The organism is Mycobacterium intermedium (genome assembly GCF_002086275.1).
Classification (GTDB): Bacteria; Actinomycetota; Actinomycetes; order Mycobacteriales; family Mycobacteriaceae; genus Mycobacterium; species Mycobacterium intermedium.
This window is the reverse complement of sequence record NZ_MVHT01000032.1, coordinates 20,032-37,329: the sequence shown is the minus strand read 5'-3', so window position 1 is coordinate 37,329 and position 17,298 is coordinate 20,032. Positions and strand designations below refer to the sequence as shown.

The 17,298-nt window shown below is 67.0% G+C and carries 17 protein-coding genes; 2 read left to right on the top strand and 15 right to left on the bottom strand.

The window, feature by feature from the left end; all coding sequences use genetic code 11:
- Positions 1–55: 55 nt before the first annotated feature.
- Complete coding sequence (locus BST27_RS13370) at positions 56–1,534, bottom strand: SulP family inorganic anion transporter (RefSeq protein WP_069417244.1); 1,479 nt, start codon at positions 1,532–1,534, stop codon at positions 56–58.
- 169 nt (positions 1,535–1,703) lie between these two features.
- Between BST27_RS13370 and BST27_RS13365 the strand changes: the two genes are divergently transcribed.
- Entirely contained in the window at positions 1,704–2,456 is a 753-nt protein-coding gene (locus BST27_RS13365; protein ID WP_069417187.1) for an O-methyltransferase, read from the top strand.
- On the opposite strand, the gene xerD is transcribed toward BST27_RS13365, so the two are convergent.
- The 13 genes from xerD to tyrS all read right to left on the bottom strand — a co-directional run bounded on the left by xerD (position 2,453) and on the right by tyrS (position 15,596).
- Entirely contained in the window at positions 2,453–3,397 is a 945-nt protein-coding gene (gene xerD / locus BST27_RS13360; RefSeq protein ID WP_069417186.1) for a site-specific tyrosine recombinase XerD, read from the bottom strand. The genes BST27_RS13365 and xerD overlap by 4 nt on opposite strands.
- Complete coding sequence (locus BST27_RS13355; protein WP_069417243.1) at positions 3,394–4,017, bottom strand: NUDIX domain-containing protein; 624 nt, start codon at positions 4,015–4,017, stop codon at positions 3,394–3,396. The genes xerD and BST27_RS13355 overlap by 4 nt, the downstream gene beginning before the upstream one ends.
- Positions 4,010–5,788 carry a CTP synthase gene (gene pyrG, locus BST27_RS13350; protein WP_069417185.1) on the bottom strand — a complete coding sequence of 593 codons (1,779 nt, stop codon included), beginning with the start codon at positions 5,786–5,788 and terminating at the stop codon, positions 4,010–4,012. The genes BST27_RS13355 and pyrG overlap by 8 nt, the downstream gene beginning before the upstream one ends.
- A gap of 142 nt (positions 5,789–5,930) precedes the next feature.
- Positions 5,931–6,884, bottom strand: coding sequence for a copper transporter (locus tag BST27_RS13345; RefSeq protein WP_069417184.1), 954 nt, complete (start codon positions 6,882–6,884; stop codon positions 5,931–5,933).
- 22 nt (positions 6,885–6,906) lie between these two features.
- On the bottom strand, positions 6,907–8,088 hold the full coding sequence (gene steA, locus BST27_RS13340; protein WP_069417183.1) for a putative cytokinetic ring protein SteA: 1,182 nt from the start codon (positions 8,086–8,088) through the stop codon (positions 6,907–6,909).
- Positions 8,089–8,260: 172 nt separating this feature from the next.
- Positions 8,261–10,018, bottom strand: coding sequence for a DNA repair protein RecN (gene recN, locus BST27_RS13335; protein ID WP_069417182.1), 1,758 nt, complete (start codon positions 10,016–10,018; stop codon positions 8,261–8,263).
- Between the two features lie 3 nt (positions 10,019–10,021).
- On the bottom strand, positions 10,022–10,942 hold the full coding sequence (locus BST27_RS13330; RefSeq protein WP_069417181.1) for an NAD kinase: 921 nt from the start codon (positions 10,940–10,942) through the stop codon (positions 10,022–10,024).
- Positions 10,939–11,748: a TlyA family RNA methyltransferase gene (locus tag BST27_RS13325; protein ID WP_069417180.1), complete on the bottom strand. Its 810-nt coding sequence runs from the start codon at positions 11,746–11,748 to the stop codon at positions 10,939–10,941. The genes BST27_RS13330 and BST27_RS13325 overlap by 4 nt, the downstream gene beginning before the upstream one ends.
- Before the next feature lie 8 nt (positions 11,749–11,756).
- The gene (locus tag BST27_RS13320; protein ID WP_139805142.1) at positions 11,757–11,933 is read right to left on the bottom strand and encodes a hypothetical protein; all 177 of its coding nucleotides are present in this window, start codon (positions 11,931–11,933) and stop codon (positions 11,757–11,759) included.
- Between the two features lie 23 nt (positions 11,934–11,956).
- The gene (locus BST27_RS13315) at positions 11,957–12,967 is read right to left on the bottom strand and encodes an HAD-IIA family hydrolase (RefSeq protein WP_069417178.1); all 1,011 of its coding nucleotides are present in this window, start codon (positions 12,965–12,967) and stop codon (positions 11,957–11,959) included.
- Entirely contained in the window at positions 12,968–13,789 is an 822-nt protein-coding gene (locus BST27_RS13310; RefSeq protein WP_083148499.1) for a tetratricopeptide repeat protein, read from the bottom strand.
- Positions 13,790–13,842: 53 nt separating this feature from the next.
- The gene (locus BST27_RS13305; protein WP_069417177.1) at positions 13,843–14,226 is read right to left on the bottom strand and encodes a DUF732 domain-containing protein; all 384 of its coding nucleotides are present in this window, start codon (positions 14,224–14,226) and stop codon (positions 13,843–13,845) included.
- 80 nt (positions 14,227–14,306) lie between these two features.
- Positions 14,307–15,596 (bottom strand): tyrosine--tRNA ligase, encoded by a 1,290-nt coding sequence (gene tyrS, locus BST27_RS13300; protein ID WP_069417176.1) that lies wholly within the window; start codon positions 15,594–15,596, stop codon positions 14,307–14,309.
- 193 nt (positions 15,597–15,789) lie between these two features.
- Between tyrS and BST27_RS13295 the strand changes: the two genes are divergently transcribed.
- Positions 15,790–16,677, top strand: coding sequence for a bile acid:sodium symporter family protein (locus BST27_RS13295; RefSeq protein WP_069417175.1), 888 nt, complete (start codon positions 15,790–15,792; stop codon positions 16,675–16,677).
- Positions 16,678–16,685: 8 nt separating this feature from the next.
- Here the strand turns inward: BST27_RS13295 and BST27_RS13290 are convergent, their stop codons facing one another.
- Positions 16,686–17,297 carry a DNA-3-methyladenine glycosylase gene (locus BST27_RS13290; RefSeq protein ID WP_069417174.1) on the bottom strand — a complete coding sequence of 204 codons (612 nt, stop codon included), beginning with the start codon at positions 17,295–17,297 and terminating at the stop codon, positions 16,686–16,688.
- Position 17,298 lies beyond the last annotated feature (1 nt).

The window sequence follows — 17,298 nt, the reverse complement described above, 5'->3', positions numbered from 1 at the left end:
GGCTGGGTGCGCCAGCGCCGGACGACCCGCGGGCAAAGCAGCCCGCGCGTAAGTCTCAGCTCGTTGGCGTTGCTTGCCCCGGCCGGATCATGGCCGTCAGCTTCTCGCGTTGCTCACCGCGTGCAAGTGCCAGCAGCTGGTTCTCCAGGTGTGGCGGAATCTCGACGATGGTGACTTCGAAGCCATCCATCTCGGCGTGGTCGAGGAAGTACAGCAGGGCGCGAGCACCGGAGGTGTCCAAGTAGGTGACGCCGTCCAAGTTCAGCGCTATGTCGTGCCCCTTCTCGCGCAGGCTGCTGAATACGCCATCGGCAGACAGGAAGGACAGCGGACCATCGATTCGGAACACGCCGTCGCTGTCTTGGGTGATGGTGGCTTTGCGCTGTCGGCATCGCACCCCGTGGATGATCAGCGACATCACTATGCCGGTCGCCACCGCGACGGTGAGGTCGACGAGGACCGTGATGGCCATCGTCGTGAAGAGCACCGCGACGTCCCCCTTGGGCGACACGTGGATTTTCCGCATGGCCTCCCAGTCGAACATGCCGATCGCAGTGAGGATCAGGATCCCGGCCAGCACGGCCAGCGGGATGTACGCGACCGCAGCGCCCAGCCCGGCGACCAAAATGAGCAGCACCACGCTGTGAGTTGCCGCCGAGAGCGCGGTCCGGCCACCGTTTCGGACGTTGACCACCGAGCGCACGGTCGCGCCGGCGCTGGCCAACCCGCCGAACAGACCGGCGGCGATGTTTCCGATGCCTTGGCCGATCAGTTCTTTGTTGCTGCGGTGCCGGGTGCCCGTGATGTTGTCCATGACGACCGACGTCAACAGCGAGTCGATCGATCCGAGCAGACCGATCGCGAACGCGGACAGCAGAACCTGCACGATGATCGATCCGCTGAGATTCGGGACATGCAAGGCCGGCATGGCTTCGGGGATCTTCCCGATGTACTCGACCGTCCGGTTGATCCAGACCGGCCCGATGCGGATGTCTTGCAACCAATGCTGGACCAGCGGCAGCACCGCGGTGACGAGGAGAAGTACCAGCAAGCTCGGCGGAATCACTTTGATCAGCCGGCCCGACAGCACCAGAAGAACAAGTGTCACCAGGACTAACAGGAAGCTGCTGCGTACCTGCCCCAGCTGGCTTCCCATGATGATGAGCGCAATGCCGCCCATGAATCCCGAGATCACCGGGTGCGGTATGTACCGGATGAGCGAACCGATGCGGCAGACCCCGAACAGAATCTGAAACCCGCCGGCCAAGATGAACGCGACGAAGGCTGCCTCCAGCCCGTGGGTGGCGATGGTCGCCGTTGCGACGACGGTGATCGGCCCGGTGGGGCCGGTCACCTGCCCGGGCGTGCCGCCGAAGACCGCCGCGAAGAACCCGGCGAAGATGGCGCCGTACAGGCCGATGAGCGCACCTTCGGACGTTCCCGTCGCGGTGATTCCGAACGCAATGGCCAACGGCAGCGCCACAATTGCGACCGCAACGCCGGATAAGAGCTCATTTGCGATTCGACGAATCAAGGTGCGCGCCTCCGGTCGTAGCAGTCGTAGCAACTGAAAACCCGGCCCCGTTCGGGCCGAGCTGCCGACCAGATCTTCCCGGCACACCTGGTTTCAACAGTGCCGTATCGCCTCCCGAACGGCAAATCGTGTCGGTGAGGGCGGCATGAGGTGTCTATCGTGGGTTTTCATGGACCTCAAGCGGCGTATACCTCTCCTGCGGTGGTCGGTGTGGCGAATGGCCACCGGAGTCCGCAACGTCACCACGACCGGCCAGATCGGCGATGGGCGCGAAGCGGCCGCGGTCGACTACGTGCTCAGGAACGCCAAACGCGGCGACGTCGGCCACGTGCTGGCAACCATCGACAAGTACGCCTACGACAAGTCGATGCTGATGAACGTCGGCGACGAGAAGGGCCTCATCCTCGACGCCGCGGTGCGCCGCGCCGATCCGGCACTCGTCCTCGAGCTCGGCACCTACGTGGGCTACGGCGCGCTGCGGATCGCCCGGGCGGCGCCGAAGGCGAAGGTGTTTTCGGTCGAGCTGGCCGAGGCCAACGCAGTCAATGCCCGGCAGATCTGGGCCCATGCCGGGGTGGCCGACCGGGTGACGTGCGTCGTCGGCACCATCGGCGACGGTGGGCGCACCCTCGACACACTGGCCGACGAACACGGATTCACTGGTGGCGCACTCGATTTCGTGTTCCTCGACCACGACAAGAACGCGTACCTGCCCGATCTGCAGAGCATCGTGGATCGCGGTTGGCTACACCCGGGCTCGATCGTGGTCGCCGACAACGTCCGAATTCCCGGCGCGCCCAAGTACCGCGCCTACATGCGCGAACAGCAGGGCAAGTTGTGGAACACGGTGGAACACAAGACCCACGTGGAGTACCAGACCATGATGGCCGACCTGGTGCTGGAGTCCGATTACTTGGGCTAGTGGGCGCGCGGATGCGCGCCGGCCCACACTTCACGCAGTGCGTGCACGGTGACCAGGGTGTAGATCTGCGTCGTGGTCACCGAGGCGTGGCCCAGCAGCTCCTGAACCACCCGGACGTCCGCACCGCCCTCCAATAGATGTGTGGCGAACGAATGCCGCAACATGTGCGGCGACACACCCGCGCTGATACCCGCACGTTCGGCGGCATCCTGGAGCACCTGCCACGCGCTCTGCCGCGACAACCGGCCACCGCGCGAATTCAGAAAGATGGCCGGTGTGCCCCGGCCGCGGCGCGCCAGATCGGGCCGGCCGCGCACCAGGTAGGCGTCCAATGCCGCGACGGCCGGTCGCCCGATGGGCACCAGCCGCTGCTTGCCGCCCTTGCCACGCAACAACACCGACCGAGCCTGGGTGTCGATGTCGTCGACGTCGAGGCCGACGGCCTCGGAGATGCGCGCTCCGGTGGAGTACAACAGTTCCAGCAACGCCCGGTTGCGCAGCGTCAGCGGCCCGTCGGCCGCGTTGTCTCCCCCGGCCGCCTCCAACAAGGCCAACACCTCGTCGACCGTCAGGCTTTTGGGCAGCCGCCGGCCCGGGGTTGGCGGCCGCACGGCACGCGCCACGTCAACGTCGGCCAAACCTTCGGCGGCGGCGAACCGATGCAGCCCTCGCACCGCAATAAGTGCTCGCGCCGCCGAAACCGCAGACAGCGCAGGCGTTCCCGATTCGGGGTCGCCACGCCGTAGCGCCAGCAGGAATTCGCTGACGTCGTCCTCCGCGACCTTGCTCAGATCGCTGATTCCCCGATCCGCCAGGTGTTTGAGATACCGCCGCAGGTCGCGCCGGTAGGAGCTGAGCGTGTTCGCGGCCACGCCCCGCTCGATGGTCAGGTGGTCGAGATAGCCCTGCAGTTGGGATTCCAGCGTCAGAGCCGCCGTCATTGAGCGGCCTTCCGGGCGGCGAACGATCTCGGCCGGTCCGGCCACGGGGTATCCAGCGGGCGCGGTTGCGCGAAACCGCTGAGCACCGCGTGCGCGGCCAAAATCCCGGCAACGGCAATGGAATTGACGATTTCGCCGGTCAGCACCAACCCCGCCGCCTCAGCGACGGGATACCAGCGCATCGTCATGTCCGCCTCTTCGTGGTGCGCCTCGGGGCGGTCCACCTCATCGAGGCCGGTCGCCAGGTAGACCCGCACGGACTCATCGCTGAATCCGGGCGCGGTGTTGAGGTCGACGAGTACCTGCCAGGTGCCGGCCTTGAGGCCGACCTCCTCCTGAAGTTCGCGCTGTGCCGTCACGTGTGGATGCTCTCCGCTGACGTCGAGCAGACCGGCGGGCAGTTCCCACAGTCGGTGGCCACAGGTGTGCCGGTACTGGTAGATCAACGGGATCCTGTTGTCTTCGTCCAGCGCCACGATGGCCACCGCACCGTAGTGCTCTACCACTTCGCGTGCCGCGATGGTGCCGCCCGGCATCCGCACCTGGTCCCGGCGCAGCGCGAAAATCGCTCCCTGATAGAGGGTTTCGGACGATACGGTTTCGAAGACGTGGTCAGCCACGAGTAGCGGGTTCAGGAAGCGGCGGCGCCACACCCTCGCCCACACCCTTTCGCAAGTTATCCCTTTGCTCGTTGCCGTTGGACGCGTGCTGCTCGGGGATCTCGACGGGCAGCAACTCCGCCTCTTTGTAGTCAATGGCCGCACCGACAAAGGCCACGAACAGCGGATGCGGGCGCGTCGGTCGGCTCTTCAGTTCCGGATGGGCCTGGGTTCCGACGACGAACGGGTGCTGTTCTGGCGGATATTCGACGAACTCGACCAGATGCCCGTCGGGCGAGGTGCCGGAAAACCGCAGCCCGCTTTCGGCGATCTTGTCCCGGTAGGCGTTGTTGACCTCGTAGCGGTGTCGATGACGCTCGGACACCTGCGTTGCTTGATATGCCTGGGCCACAATCGAATCCGGTTCCAGCACCGCCGGGTAGGCGCCCAGGCGCATGGTGCCGCCGAGATCGGCTTCCCCGGCGACAATCTGCTCTTGATCGGCCATCGTGGAGATCACCGGATCCGGCGTGTCCGGTTCGAACTCAGCCGAGTTGGCCTCGGTGAGACCCACCGAGCGGGCGGCCTCGATGACAATGCACTGCAGGCCAAGACACAATCCGAGCACCGGCAGCCCGCGCGCACGCGCGTGCCGGATGGCGCCGATCTTGCCCTCGATTCCCCGAATGCCGAATCCGCCCGGAACCAATACCCCGTGCACGTCTTCGAGTGCGGAGGCGGCCCCAGCGGGCGTCTGGCAGTCATCGGAGGCGACCCAGAGGATTTCGACTTTGGCGCGGTGCTTGAATCCCCCGTGGCGCAACGCCTCACCTACCGACAGGTAGGCGTCGGATAGCTCAATATACTTGCCCACCAAGGCAATTCGCACCGTATCGTGCGGTTCGTGAACCCTGCGCAGCAGATCGTCCCATTCGGTCCAATCAACGTCTCGGAACGGCAGGTTGAGCCGCCGCACCACAAACGCGTCAAGTTCCTCACGATGCAGCACCTTGGGGATGTCGTAGATCGAGGGGGCGTCCGGAGTGGAGATGACACCGTCGATGTCGACGTCACACATCAGCGCGATCTTGTTTTTGAGCGCTTCGGGAACATTGCGGTCCGAACGCAGGACCAGCGCGTCGGGGGTGATACCGATGCTGCGCAACGCGGCCACCGAGTGCTGCGTCGGCTTGGTCTTGAGTTCTCCCGACGGCGCCAAATAGGGCACCAATGACACGTGCAGGAAGAAGACATTCTCGCGACCGAGGTCGTGGCGGACTTGGCGCGCCGCCTCGAGGAACGGCTGCGATTCGATATCGCCCACAGTGCCGCCAATTTCGGTGATCACCACGTCGGGGCGCACGCCGTTGGCGTCCGGTTCGGCCATCGCCCTGATGCGCCGCTTTATCTCATCGGTGATGTGTGGGATCACCTGAACGGTGTCGCCGAGGTATTCGCCGCGGCGCTCCTTGGCGATCACCGTCGAATAAATTTGGCCGGTCGTCACGTTCGCCGAGCCGGAGAGGTCGCGATCCAAAAACCGCTCGTAGTGGCCGACATCGAGATCGGTTTCGGCGCCATCCTCGGTGACGAATACCTCGCCGTGCTGGAACGGGTTCATGGTGCCCGGGTCGACGTTGAGGTACGGATCGAGCTTCTGCATCGTCACATGCAACCCACGTGCGGTGAGTAGCTGGCCCAGGCTGCTGGCGGTCAAGCCCTTACCCAGCGACGAAGCGACGCCCCCGCTGACGAAGAGGTGCTTGGTGACGGCTTGCGAATGCTTACGCAAAAGGGCGACCTCCGTGAAGACGGGCAGGGCGGTACGTCTTTGGGCCGTTGCTGGGCCTGCCGACCCACGGAAACCCACCCTAACATCCGCAGCCTTCCCGCGCGGGGAACACGCCCCGCCCGGTTAGCCGCAGAAATTTGCCCTACTGGGAAACGGTGACCGAAGTGGCTCCGTGTCCGGTGCCGTATTGACCCGTGTGACCACCCGCGATGAGGTCGTGCAGGGCCAGGATCGCGGTGATGCGACCGGGCGCGGCGTCGACGTCGTCGACGGTGCTGATGGCGGCCGCCATACCGGAGTCGGCGCGGGCCACGGCGACGGCGGCACTCCCCGTCGCCGAGCCCTCCCGGCCGGCGAGCACCGTGCCGGAGCCGTGCGGCGCGAGCGCGGCGGCGAATCGTGCCACGCTGACCCCCTGGTTTCCCGCGTCAGCCGGCAGCGCCCCGCCGGTCACGACGATCGCGGCGTTGGCCGAGTCCATGTGATCGCCGGGCTGATAGGTGATGAACCCGGTTTCCCGCAGCGCAGCCAGCACCGTGTCGCGCTGGGTGGCGTCGACCGCCGGGACGGGCGGCGCATCCGGCTTGGTGTTGACCAGCAAGGCGATGCCCAGCAGGTCGCCGGCCTGTGAGCCCTGGTCGACAAGCTTGGTGCTCAATTGGCTACCGGCGGGCAAGATGGACGAGTTCACCACCGACCGCAGCTTCTCCCCCGAGTTGGCTTCGACGAACTCCTGGGTCAGGGACACCGTCCCGGTGACCGCGCCGCCGGCCTGTCCCACGATCTTCGACACGGCCGCGACGTCGTCATCTTTGGCATCGGGGGTTCGGAAGATGACCACCGTCTTGCCGGCCAATGCGTCGTGCACCGTCCGACCCACCACTTGGGTATCGAAAGTGTTTGCCGCGCTCAGCTTTTCGTTCAGCTGGTTCTTCTGGTCGGTGAGTCCGCTGATCTGGCTTGCCAGGTCACGTTTCTCGTTACGCAGGGTGGAAAGCACGGTGTCCGAGAAGAAGCCGGAACCGAGAACGACTCCGATGGTCAGCGCCAAGAAGACGGCTGCCAACGAGATGACGTGGTGGCGTAGCGAGATCATGAAATCACCGTTCTTAGCGGGGCTACGAAACCAGGTGCTGCACCCAGAGAGTGAAGCGGTTCCAGTAGTCAATGATCCAGTGCAGGACCACCGAGTCGGTGCGAGACACCCACAGCACGACGATGATGGCGATCAGCATGGTCAGCGCCAGCAGCGCGATCGCACCGGCCGAGATGTGGTTGCGGTACAGGGTCGCCACGGCCTTGGCGTCCACCAACTTCTCCCCCACCCGCAGTCTGGTGAGGAAGGTCGACGGGTTGCTCTGCGTCTTGGTCCGGTCGAAGAACGTCTCGATGTTGGCGGTGTGACCGGCGGTGACGAGAAGCGCCGCGCCGTGGTGGTCGGCCAACAGCAGCGCCAGATCGGTCGCCGATCCGGCGGCTGGGAAGGTCATCGCCCCCACGCCCAGGTCCTGGATGCGTTCCAGGCCGGGCGCGTGGCCGTCGGCGTCGGCGGGCAACACCACCTGCGCACCGCACTTGAGCACCTCGGTGCTGATCTGGTCTGGGTCTCCGACGATCAACTGGGGTCGGTAACCGGCCTTGCGCAACACGTCCGCGCCGACACCCACGCCGACCAACACCGGTTGGTATTCCTTGATGAACGGCTTGAGCGCCTTGAGATCCTCGGCGGCAGTGGGCTCTTCGGAGACGATCACCACGTGCCGACGGCGCATGTCCACATCGATGTCGGGGATGCCGATCCCGTCGATCAGCAGAGGGCTTTCGCTGCGGATGAACTCGATTGTGTTGCCGGCGAAGGCCTCCAGGTGGGCGGCCAGTCCGCTCTTGGCCTCGCGCATCAGGTCGGCGATGTCGTGGTCGGTGCGTTCGATGCCGCGGATCAGCCGGCGATCGCCGGAGTACACACCGCCCTCGTACAGGCGGATCTTCGCCCCGTCCTTGACCTTCTTGAAGATTTCGGGGCCGGTCTCGTCGATCAGCGTGACGCCGTTGTTGACCAGGACCTCCGGACCGAGGTTGGGGTAGCGGCCCGACACCGACGGCGACGCGTTGACGACGGCGGCAATGTCGGCTTCCACCAGGGCGTCCGCGGTGATCCGGTCCAGGTCCAGAATGTCGAGCACGACGATGTCGCCGGGACATACCCGGCGCAGGAGTCGGTCGATGTTCTTGTCGACCCGGGCGGTGCCGACCAGTCCCGGCCGTGCCGTATTGCGAGTGAGCAGCCCTGACATCTTCATGGGGGGATTCTGTCCGCGAAGCGCGCGCGGATCGTGGAGGCGCGCCGTAACATCTGCACCATTAGTTGCATAGCGTCACTTTCGTAACAATTGCCCCACGGCGAGCGTGCGCGGTTGTACGGGGTTCGGCGGCGTGCCGTGTACAGACACGCACGCTCGCCGGACAGGAAATTCAGATCTCGTCGCGCTGGGCGGCGTCGAGAAGTTCGCGGGCGTGGGCGCGGCCGCTGTCGGACTCACCGAGGCCGGCCAGCATGCGGGCCAACTCCGCCACCCGGTCGTCATCGGTCAGGCGCCGGACGCCGCTGGCACCGTTGCGACCCGTGCTGTGCACCATCAAGTGGACATCGGCGTAGGCGGCTACCTGGGGCAAGTGCGTGACGACGATGACCTGGTGGGTGCGGGCCAGCCGCGCCAGCCGCCGCCCGATCTGCACGGCGGCCCACCCGCCGACGCCGGCGTCCACCTCGTCGAACACCATGGTGGTGCCGCTGGCCACCAACCCGGAGGTGGCGAGGACCACCTCCAACGCCAGCATCACCCGGGACAGCTCGCCGCCCGAGGCGCTCTTGGCCAGCGGCAACACCGTCATCCCGCGGTGCGCTGCGAAACCGAACTCGACCTGGTCGATGCCGTCGCCGCCGGCGCGGACCAGCTCACCAGTGGGCAGCCGAAGGGCGGCGGGATCGTCCTGGTCCGCGGTGTCTGCGGTGACGCCGATGGTGAACTCGGCGTCGGCCATGGCCAGTCCGGCGAGCTCCGCGGTCACCTCTTTGGCCAACCGCTTGGCGGCCTTGCGCCGGATCTTGCTCAGATCGACCGCGGCCTGGGCCACCTTGCCGGCAAGTTCGTCGGCGCGGCGTTCGAGGGCCGCCAATCCCTCCTCGGAGACGTCGAGCTGCGCCAGCTTCGCGCGTGCTTCTTCCGCCCAGCGCAACACCCCGTCGATGTCGGCGGCGTACTTGCGGGTCAGCGTGCGCAGCTCAGCCTGGCGAGCCAGTTTGGCGTCCAGCGAGCTGGCATCGGCCGGCAATCCGTCCAGATAGTCGCCCAGTTCGGCGGCGGCGTCGACGACCATGGTGAGTGCCTCGCCGATCTGTGCGGCCAATGCCTGCAGGGTGGTGTCGTCCGTGGATTCCAGCGCGGTCCGGGCCCGTCCCAGCCAGTCGGCGGCCCCGAATCCCTCCCCGTCGTCGGTGCTGCCGCTCAACGCCGCCCGTGCCCCGAGCGCGGCTTCGCGCAACGCGTCCAGTTCCGAGAGCCGAACGATGTCGTTGACCAGCGCGTCGTCCTCGCCCGGTTGGGGGTCGACGGTGTCGATCTCGTTCAGCGCGAATTTCAACCGATCCGCTTCTTGAGCGAGTTCCCGGGCGCGGTTGCGGCGGTCGGTGAGGTCGCGCCGCGCCGACAGCCACTCGTCGCGCAGCTTGCGGTACCGCTCCAGGGCGGGCGCGGCACCCGCGAACCGGTCCAGCGCGCCGCGCTGCTCGTCGGGCCGCATCAGTCGCAGCTGGTCGTTCTGGCCGTGCAGGGTGAGCAGTTCGTTGGTGAAGCCGCTCAGCGACTTGGCGGGCACACTGCGCCCGCCGAGGTAGGCGCGAGACGGTCCGTCGCGGCTGACCGAACGCAGCGCGATCACGCTGCCGTCCTCGTCACGCTCGGCTCCCGACGAATCCAGGATGGCGTCCAGTTGTGCGGCCGTTGCATCGTCGAGATCCGTGGTGGTGAAACGGCCTTCGACGACAGCGCGCTCGGCGCCGGATCGCACGCGGGTGGCGTCGGCACGGGCTCCGCCGAGCAGATGCAGGCTGGTCACCACCATGGTCTTGCCGGTACCGGTCTCGCCGGTCAGTACGGTCAGGCCGCGGCCGAACTCGGCGGTCGCGACGCTGATGGCACCCAGCGACTCGATGCGAATCTCGGTAAGCAACGGTTACTTCCCACGCCAACCTGTCACGGGCAACCGGAATTTTCGCACCAGGCGGTCGGTGAACGGCGCGCTGTCCAGCCTGGCCCATTTCACCGGTGTGGCGGAACGAGTGATCTCGACCCGGCTGCCGGCCGGCACCAGCATTTCGCGGCGCCCGTCGCAGAACAGCAGGGCGTCGTGTCCCTCCGCCTCGATCTCGATGGCTATGCACGCATCCGGGCTGGTCACCATCGGTCGGCCGAAGAGTGCGTGAGCGTTGTTGGGTACCACCAGGATTGCCTCAAGATCGGGCCACAGCACCGGACCGCCCGCCGAGAACGCGTACGCGGTGGATCCGGTCGGCGTGGACACCAGCACCCCATCGCAGCCGAAGGTCGACACGGGCCGACCGTCGATCTCGATCACGACCCCCAGCACACCCAGTCGCGGACCCTTCTCCAGGCTCGCTTCGTTCAGTGCCCATCCCCGTTGGATGACGGCGCCCTGCTGACAAACCGCCACGTCCAGAGTCAGCCGGTCTTCCACCCGGTAATCACGCGCGACGACATGCTCGAGCACCGCGTCGATGTGTTCGGCCTCGGCTTCGGCGAGGAACCCGATGCGGCCCAGGTTGACCCCCAACACGGGGATGTCGGCGTTGCGTGCCAGCTCTGCGGCCCGCAGGAAGGTCCCGTCGCCACCGAGAACCATGACCAGTTCACAACCTTCGGCGGCGTGTGGCTCGGCGACAACCTCGATGTTGACGCCCAGCACCCGCATGTCCTCCGGGTTCAGCTGCAGCGGTCCCCGGTCGACCGCTTCGGCGGATAGCGCACGCAAGCCAATGCCGTTGTCGCTCAGCACTTTCTCCACCCGGCGCGCCGTCTCGGTCGCCTCGTCTCGCCCGGTGTGCACCACCAGAAGGACGTTCCGCTCTGCGGTCACTGCGGCCCCTCCCGGACAGCCCGCGCGACGGCCTCCGTCAGATCATCGCCAGCGAGGCCACGATCGGTCTGGGCGCGCAACCACAGGAAGTATTCGACGTTGCCCGACGGGCCGGGCAACGGGCTCGCCGTCACCCCGACAGTGTGCCAGCCCAGATCTGTCGCGCGATGGGCCACCGCGAGCACCGCGTCAGCGCGCAGCGCCGGGTCGTGGACCACCCCACCCGGGCCGACCTGGCCTTTACCGACTTCAAACTGCGGTTTCACCATGGGAACGATATCGGCGTCCGGCAAAGCGCAGCCAACCAGCGCGGGCAACACGGTGGCCAACGAGATGAAGGACAGGTCGGCCACCACCAGATCGACCGGTCCGCCGATGGCCTCCGGTACCAGGTCTCGCGCGTTGGTCCGCTCGACCACCACGACGCGCGGATCGTTGCGCAGCGACCACGCCAGTTGGCCGTACCCGACGTCGGCGGCGACCACCTGGGCCGCGCCACGGTCGAGCAGCACCTCGGTGAATCCTCCGGTGGAGGCGCCCGCATCCAGGCACCGCCGACCGGCCACCGGGACCGCGAAGGCATCCAGCGCTCCGATGAGCTTGTGCGCTCCCCGCGAGACCCAGCTGCGTTCCCCGTCGGTGATGACGGTCAGGGCCGCGGTGACGTCCACCGCGGTCGCGGGCTTGACCGCCGGCAGACCGTCGATGCGGACCTTGCCGGCGCCGATCAACTCCGCGGCCTGCTGACGGGATCGCGCCAGTCCCCGCCGAACCAGCTCGGCGTCGACGCGGGCACGCCGTGCCATGCAGGCACTCAGCCTTTCTCCGCGGATTCCAGGGCTTGCAGCAACACGTCGTGCGCCTCGGAGAGGCGTCGTGCGATGTCTTCGAGCTCGGCAAGCGAGGGGCCGTTCGGGGCGTCCGCCACCTCCGGCAACTGGGCAACCAACGCCTCGATTTCGGCGCGAATCTGATCAGGATCGATAGTCATTGGATTCATACGGTAGTCACCGACTACGTGTCATGCAGCAGCGACCAGCGTTGCAGGACTTCGCGGGCCTGCGCGTCGCCTGCCTCGACGGTGAATGACTCGCCGTCCAGCTGCGCGCCCCATACCGCGCTGGCAACCGCACGCACCACCGACAGGTCATCGCCAGGCCGCTCTCCGTCCGCGCGCACCCGCACCGCTCCGGAGTCGACCTCTACCCGCCAGCCCGGCTGCGGACCCACCTTGAGGAGGTCGCCGTCCTTACGCAGGCAGCGCAGATCGTGAGCGATGTAGGTGGGCCGCCGAATCGGTTCGGCGTAGACGGCGTCGCGCGCGGTATTCACCCCGCTCAGCACCATCAGACTCGGCAATCCCGCGTTGTTGGCGCCCTCGATGTCGGTGTCCAGGCGGTCGCCGACCACCAGCGGCGCTCTGAAGTCACCGCGGCCCACCGCGTCGTTCATGAGTTGCGGCGCGGGCTTGCCGGCTACTTCTGGCTCGGCGCCCGTGGCGGCGCGCAGCGCGGCGACCAGAGATCCGTTGCCGGGCAACAAACCTCGCTCGGTGGGCAGGGTCGGGTCCACGTTGGCCGCCACCCACAGCGCACCGGCCCGAATGGCCAACGCCGCTTCCGCGAGATCCGGCCAACCCAGCGTCATCGACAGACCCTGAACGACGGCAACGGGGTCGTCGTCGTACTTGCGTACCGGCTGCAGCCCGACCGCGCTGATCTCGCCGGCCAGCGCGTCGGTGCCGACGATCAACACTTTCGAACCCGGTGGCACCCGATCGGCGAGCAGGCGGGCGGCGCTCTGGGCGCTGGTGACCACGTCGTCGGCGGTTACGGCGAAGCCGAGCTCGCGCAGATGGTCGGCGACTTCGTCGGCGCTACGGGAGGCGTTGTTGGTGACGAACAGCTTGCGGCTTTGTACCTCGTCGAGCACTTCGACCGCGCCATCGGTGGGCCGACGCCCGCGGAACACCGTTCCGTCCAGATCGATCAGCAAGCAATCATATTGCTGCGCAATGGTTCCCATTCAGCCGAGCTCTCCGACGCGGTCTTCGGCGTCGGTCACGCCTTCGGTGTCGGCAGCGGCGGATCGCAGGAACCACTGCAGCGCCTCGTCGTCGCGGCCCAGGGCGAGCAGTGTTTCGGCGTAGGCGTAGAACAGCCGTGCCGCGGTCGAACCGGTACGGGCGGGGTCGAGCTGCGGTGTCGACAGCACCGTCAGTGCCTGCTCCAGCTGTCCGAGGTCGGCGCGTGCACCGGCGGCCACGATGCGCAACTCGTCGGCGTCGTCGCCGCTGAGTTCGGCAGCTTCGGCGCCCCGGGCCAGTTCGATCGCACGCTCGGGCCGGCCGAGGCCGCGTTCGCAGTCGGCAATGAGCGCGAGCAACGAGGATTTGCTGCCCATCCTGCGGGCGGCCCGCAGTTCGGCCAGCGCCTGGGACCAGTCGCCGCAGTGGTAGGCGGCGATTCCGACGGCTTCGCGAATGGCGGCGATCCGGCTCGATCGCGCCCGGGCCGCACGCGCGTGACTGAGAGCGGTTTGGGGGTCTTCGTCGAGCAAGTGACCCGCGGCAACCAAATGCCGCGCCACGGCGTCGGCCGTGGCACGGTCCAAGGTGCTCAGTTCGCGCCGGATCTCCGGCGACAGCTGCTTTGCCTCGATGCCGTCTGGGATTGGCGGGCCCGGCTCGAGGGGACGCTTGCCGTCGTCCGGGCCGCCCCTGGGCTGAGCGGGACGCGCCCGGCCCGGACCGGACCAAGAACCATTGTTCCGACCGCCGCGCGCCGACCCTCCTGACGCCGGCCGCCGCGGTCGCTCGCCCCCGCGACTATGCCTGTCGTCGACCACTTAGATGAGGTTACGGGTATCCCTGTCGACGCGTGGGTGGGGGCTAGGCCTGGCTAAGCCTGCAGCCGGTCGGGCAGCAGCGGTGTCAGCAGCGCTGGGCAGTACGTCGCGATGGCGACGATGGTGAACGACCTTGCCGTCTGCGGCGACATACCGCTGCCGGCCGACAAATTGTCAGCGATCGCATCGAAGGATCCGTTCGGCTGCATCGCCATCGGGCACACCGAGCTACCGAGGGCCGTCGTGCTGACCGGTTGACCGTAGGAGATGCCGGCATTGTTCAAAGCCGCGAGGAATGCGTTGCCCATGATGTCGGCCTGAATCGGTGCCGCACAGCTGCCCGCGGTGCCAAACACGCTGGCGGTCAACGCGAGAAGCATCGAGGCCTGCCGGGCTCGAGTGGTCCGTGTCTTGCGATCTGACGGCACGGTGGTCATCGTGACAACAGTGGCGAACAAGAGTCACATTCGCGGCACAGTGAGGTAAATGTTTGCCCTCTAACGCCCGTCGCGCTTGCCTACTGCTTTTCCACCCCGGCGATATTCCGCTTGCCGCGGCGTAGCACCAGCCAGCGGCCGTGTAGGAAATCCGTTGGCTGCGGGGTCCATTCGTCACTGTCGACGCGAATGTTGTTGACCGACACGCCACCTTCGGCGATGGTACGTCGCGCCGCGCCCTTGCTGGCTGACAGTCCGGTAGCGACCAACAGGTCGACGATCCCGTCCGGGCCACCGGGCTGGATTTCGGCGACCGTCGTTTCGCGCAGTGCCGCAGCCAAAGTCGCCTCATCGAGGCGGTCCAAGTCACCTTGGCCGAACAGCGCCCGGCTGGCGTGCTCAACCGCTTGTGCGGCGGCCTCGCCGTGCACCAAGACGGTGAGCTCGGTGGCGAGGCGGCGTTGCGCGGCGCGCTGTTGGGGACGCTCCGCCGTCGCCTGCTCCAACTCGGCGAGTTCATCGGCCGAAAGAAAGGTGAACCAGCGCAGGTACCGGATCACGTCCGCGTCGGCGGTATTGATGAAGTACTGATACCAGGCGTACGGGCTGGTCAGCTCCGGATCCAGCCACAGGTTGCCGCCGCCGGTCGACTTGCCGAACTTGGTGCCGTCGGCCGCGGTCACCAACGGGACGGTGAGCGCATGCACTGCCGCGCCGTGCTTTTGACGCACCAACCGCACCCCGGCGATGATGTTGCCCCACTGGTCCGAACCGCCGATTTGCAGCGTGCAGTTGTGCCGACGGTGCAACTCGACGTAGTCGTTGGCCTGCAACAGCATGTAGCTGAACTCGGTGTAGGAGATGCCCTCGCCTTCGAGACGCCGCTTGATGGTGTCGCGATCCAGCATCACGTTGACCGAAAAGTGCTTGCCGATGTCGCGCAGGAATTCGATGGCCGACATGGCGGCGGTCCACTCGAGGTTGTTCTCGACGATCGCGCCTGTCCCGGACTTACCCGTGTCGTCGAAGTCGACGAACCGCTCCAGCTGCCCGCGGATCCGCTCGGTCCATTCGGCGACGACGTCGGCTTCGTTCAGGGTGCGCTCGCCTACCTCGCGTGGGTCGCCGATCATCCCGGTGGCACCGCCCGCCAACACGATGGGGCGGTGTCCAGCGCGCTGGAAACGCCGCAAGGCGAGCAGCGGGACCAGATGCCCCGCGTGCAGGCTGGCCGCGGTCGGGTCGAAACCGGCATAGACGGTGATCGGGCCGCGCTGCGTCTCGGCGGCCAGAGCATCGAGGTCGGTGGATTGCGCGATCAATCCGCGCCATTCCAGCTCGTCGAGGATCCCTGAAGACTCCCTACCCATGGCAGAGAGTCTTCCAGGATGGTTGCGGACGGCTCGGGTCAGGCGGCTAGTCAGGCGCGTAGGTGGCCGTGGACCTGGCCATTCGCTCAGCGAGATTCGAGCCGAATTGCGGGTGGGAACCGGGCGTTTAGTCCAGCGCCCCGGCTCATCGCGGCGCGGGCACAGGTCGGCGCCCATAAACTCTCGAACCGTTATGGACAACCGCTTTTTCCCGCTGGTCGTCGTCGCGGTGATGCTCGCCCTGGGGCTGACGCTGACGGTCGCCGACTTCCGGCGAGCCGCCACTTTGCGGCGCCCACTCCTGGTCGCGTTGATCTGTCAGGCGCTGCTGCTTCCGTCGCTATGCCTGCTGATCGCCGAGGCTTTGCATCTGCCGCCGGAGCTGGCCGTAGGGCTGATGCTCATGGCGGCCACCCCGGGCGGCATGCTGGCCAACGTCCTCAGCCACCTGGCCAACGGCGACCTGGCGCTCAATCTGACGTTGACCGCCATCAATGCCGTCCTGTCCATCTTCGCCATCCCGGCGATCCTGGCGTTCTCCATGCACTGGTTCCTGGACCAGTCCCGGCTGATCCCACTGCAGTTCGACAAGTTCTTCAGCGTCTTTGCGCTGGTGCTGATACCGACCGCGATCGGCGTTGCGATACGCCATCGCTTTCCCGACCTGGCTCGGCGGGCGCAAACCCCGGTCAAGGTCATCGCGGCGCTGCTGCTGGTGGTTGCCGTAGGCGCGGGTCTGGCTCGCGGTCAGACGACCGTCGGGGAGCATTTCGGTGTGCTCAGCGCGGCAGTGGTGTTGTTCTGTGCGGTCAGCCTGACGGTCGGTTATCTGGCCCCGCGCTGGATGCGCCTCGCTCCGCGTCAGTCCATCGCCATCAGCCTGGAGATCGGACTGCACAACGCCGTGGTGGCGATCGGCATAGCCCTGAGCCCCCAACTACTGAACAGCGCTGAGATGGCCACCCCCGCCGCCATTTACGGCCTGCTCGCTCCGCTCATTGCACTGACGTTCCTCTTCGTCGTACGGCGTCTCGATCCCGCCTATCGCGCCACCGCCGGCGCCGACACCGTCGACGTTTGATCCGTCCCTCAGTCGCTGGCACCCAGCACGGGCGCACGCGGGCTGCGCCGGTAGGCCGACACTTCCGGCCGGTCGGCAACCCACAATCGCCACGGCCGGTCGGCGGCCTGGCTGACCCCGACCCGCGGACCGGCAACCGCCGGCAGCGGGTCGTTCAATCTGATCTGCACCGGGCTATCCGGATCAAACAAGTCGATTCCGTTGTCGTCCATGGTGATCCCCAGCGCGGAGCATAGGTTGCCGGGGCCGCGTGCGAGCGCAGCGGTACGCACCAACTCGCCGCGCCGGGCGCGGGCGACCTCCAATCCGTTGTCGATGGCGCAGGCCCGCAGCAGGACGGCCGCGGCGGTGCCGTCCGGTCCGCAGGCAACATTGGCGCAGACGTGAATGCCGTGGCTGCGGTAGGTGTACAGGCGCCCGGGTGGCCCGAACATGACACCGTTGCGCCCACTTAGACCGCGGTAGGAATGCGCCGCCGCGTCCGGCCACGGACCGTCCGGCACTCCCCCGTACGCCTCGACCTCGACGATGGTCCCGCTGACCCCGCGTGCGGTGATGGTCGCGCCCAGCAGTCGGTGCGCGGCCTCGACCGGGTCCACCAGCAGCTGCTCAGCGCTCACC

What these genes read in the sequence shown, in the direction of transcription:
- BST27_RS13365 (WP_069417187.1), top strand. Translation starts at nt 1,704, where the DNA reads ATGGACCTCAAGCGGCGTATACCTCTCCTGCGGTGGTCGGTGTGGCGA.
- xerD (WP_069417186.1), bottom strand. Translation starts at nt 3,397, where the DNA reads ATGACGGCGGCTCTGACGCTGGAATCCCAACTGCAGGGCTATCTCGAC.
- BST27_RS13345 (WP_069417184.1), bottom strand. Translation starts at nt 6,884, where the DNA reads ATGATCTCGCTACGCCACCACGTCATCTCGTTGGCAGCCGTCTTCTTG.
- steA (WP_069417183.1), bottom strand. Translation starts at nt 8,088, where the DNA reads ATGAAGATGTCAGGGCTGCTCACTCGCAATACGGCACGGCCGGGACTG.
- BST27_RS13325 (WP_069417180.1), bottom strand. Translation starts at nt 11,748, where the DNA reads ATGGCACGGCGTGCCCGCGTCGACGCCGAGCTGGTTCGGCGGGGACTG.
- BST27_RS13320 (WP_139805142.1), bottom strand. Translation starts at nt 11,933, where the DNA reads ATGACTATCGATCCTGATCAGATTCGCGCCGAAATCGAGGCGTTGGTT.
- BST27_RS13315 (WP_069417178.1), bottom strand. Translation starts at nt 12,967, where the DNA reads ATGGGAACCATTGCGCAGCAATATGATTGCTTGCTGATCGATCTGGAC.
- BST27_RS13305 (WP_069417177.1), bottom strand. Translation starts at nt 14,226, where the DNA reads ATGACCACCGTGCCGTCAGATCGCAAGACACGGACCACTCGAGCCCGG.
- tyrS (WP_069417176.1), bottom strand. Translation starts at nt 15,596, where the DNA reads ATGGGTAGGGAGTCTTCAGGGATCCTCGACGAGCTGGAATGGCGCGGA.
- BST27_RS13295 (WP_069417175.1), top strand. Translation starts at nt 15,790, where the DNA reads ATGGACAACCGCTTTTTCCCGCTGGTCGTCGTCGCGGTGATGCTCGCC.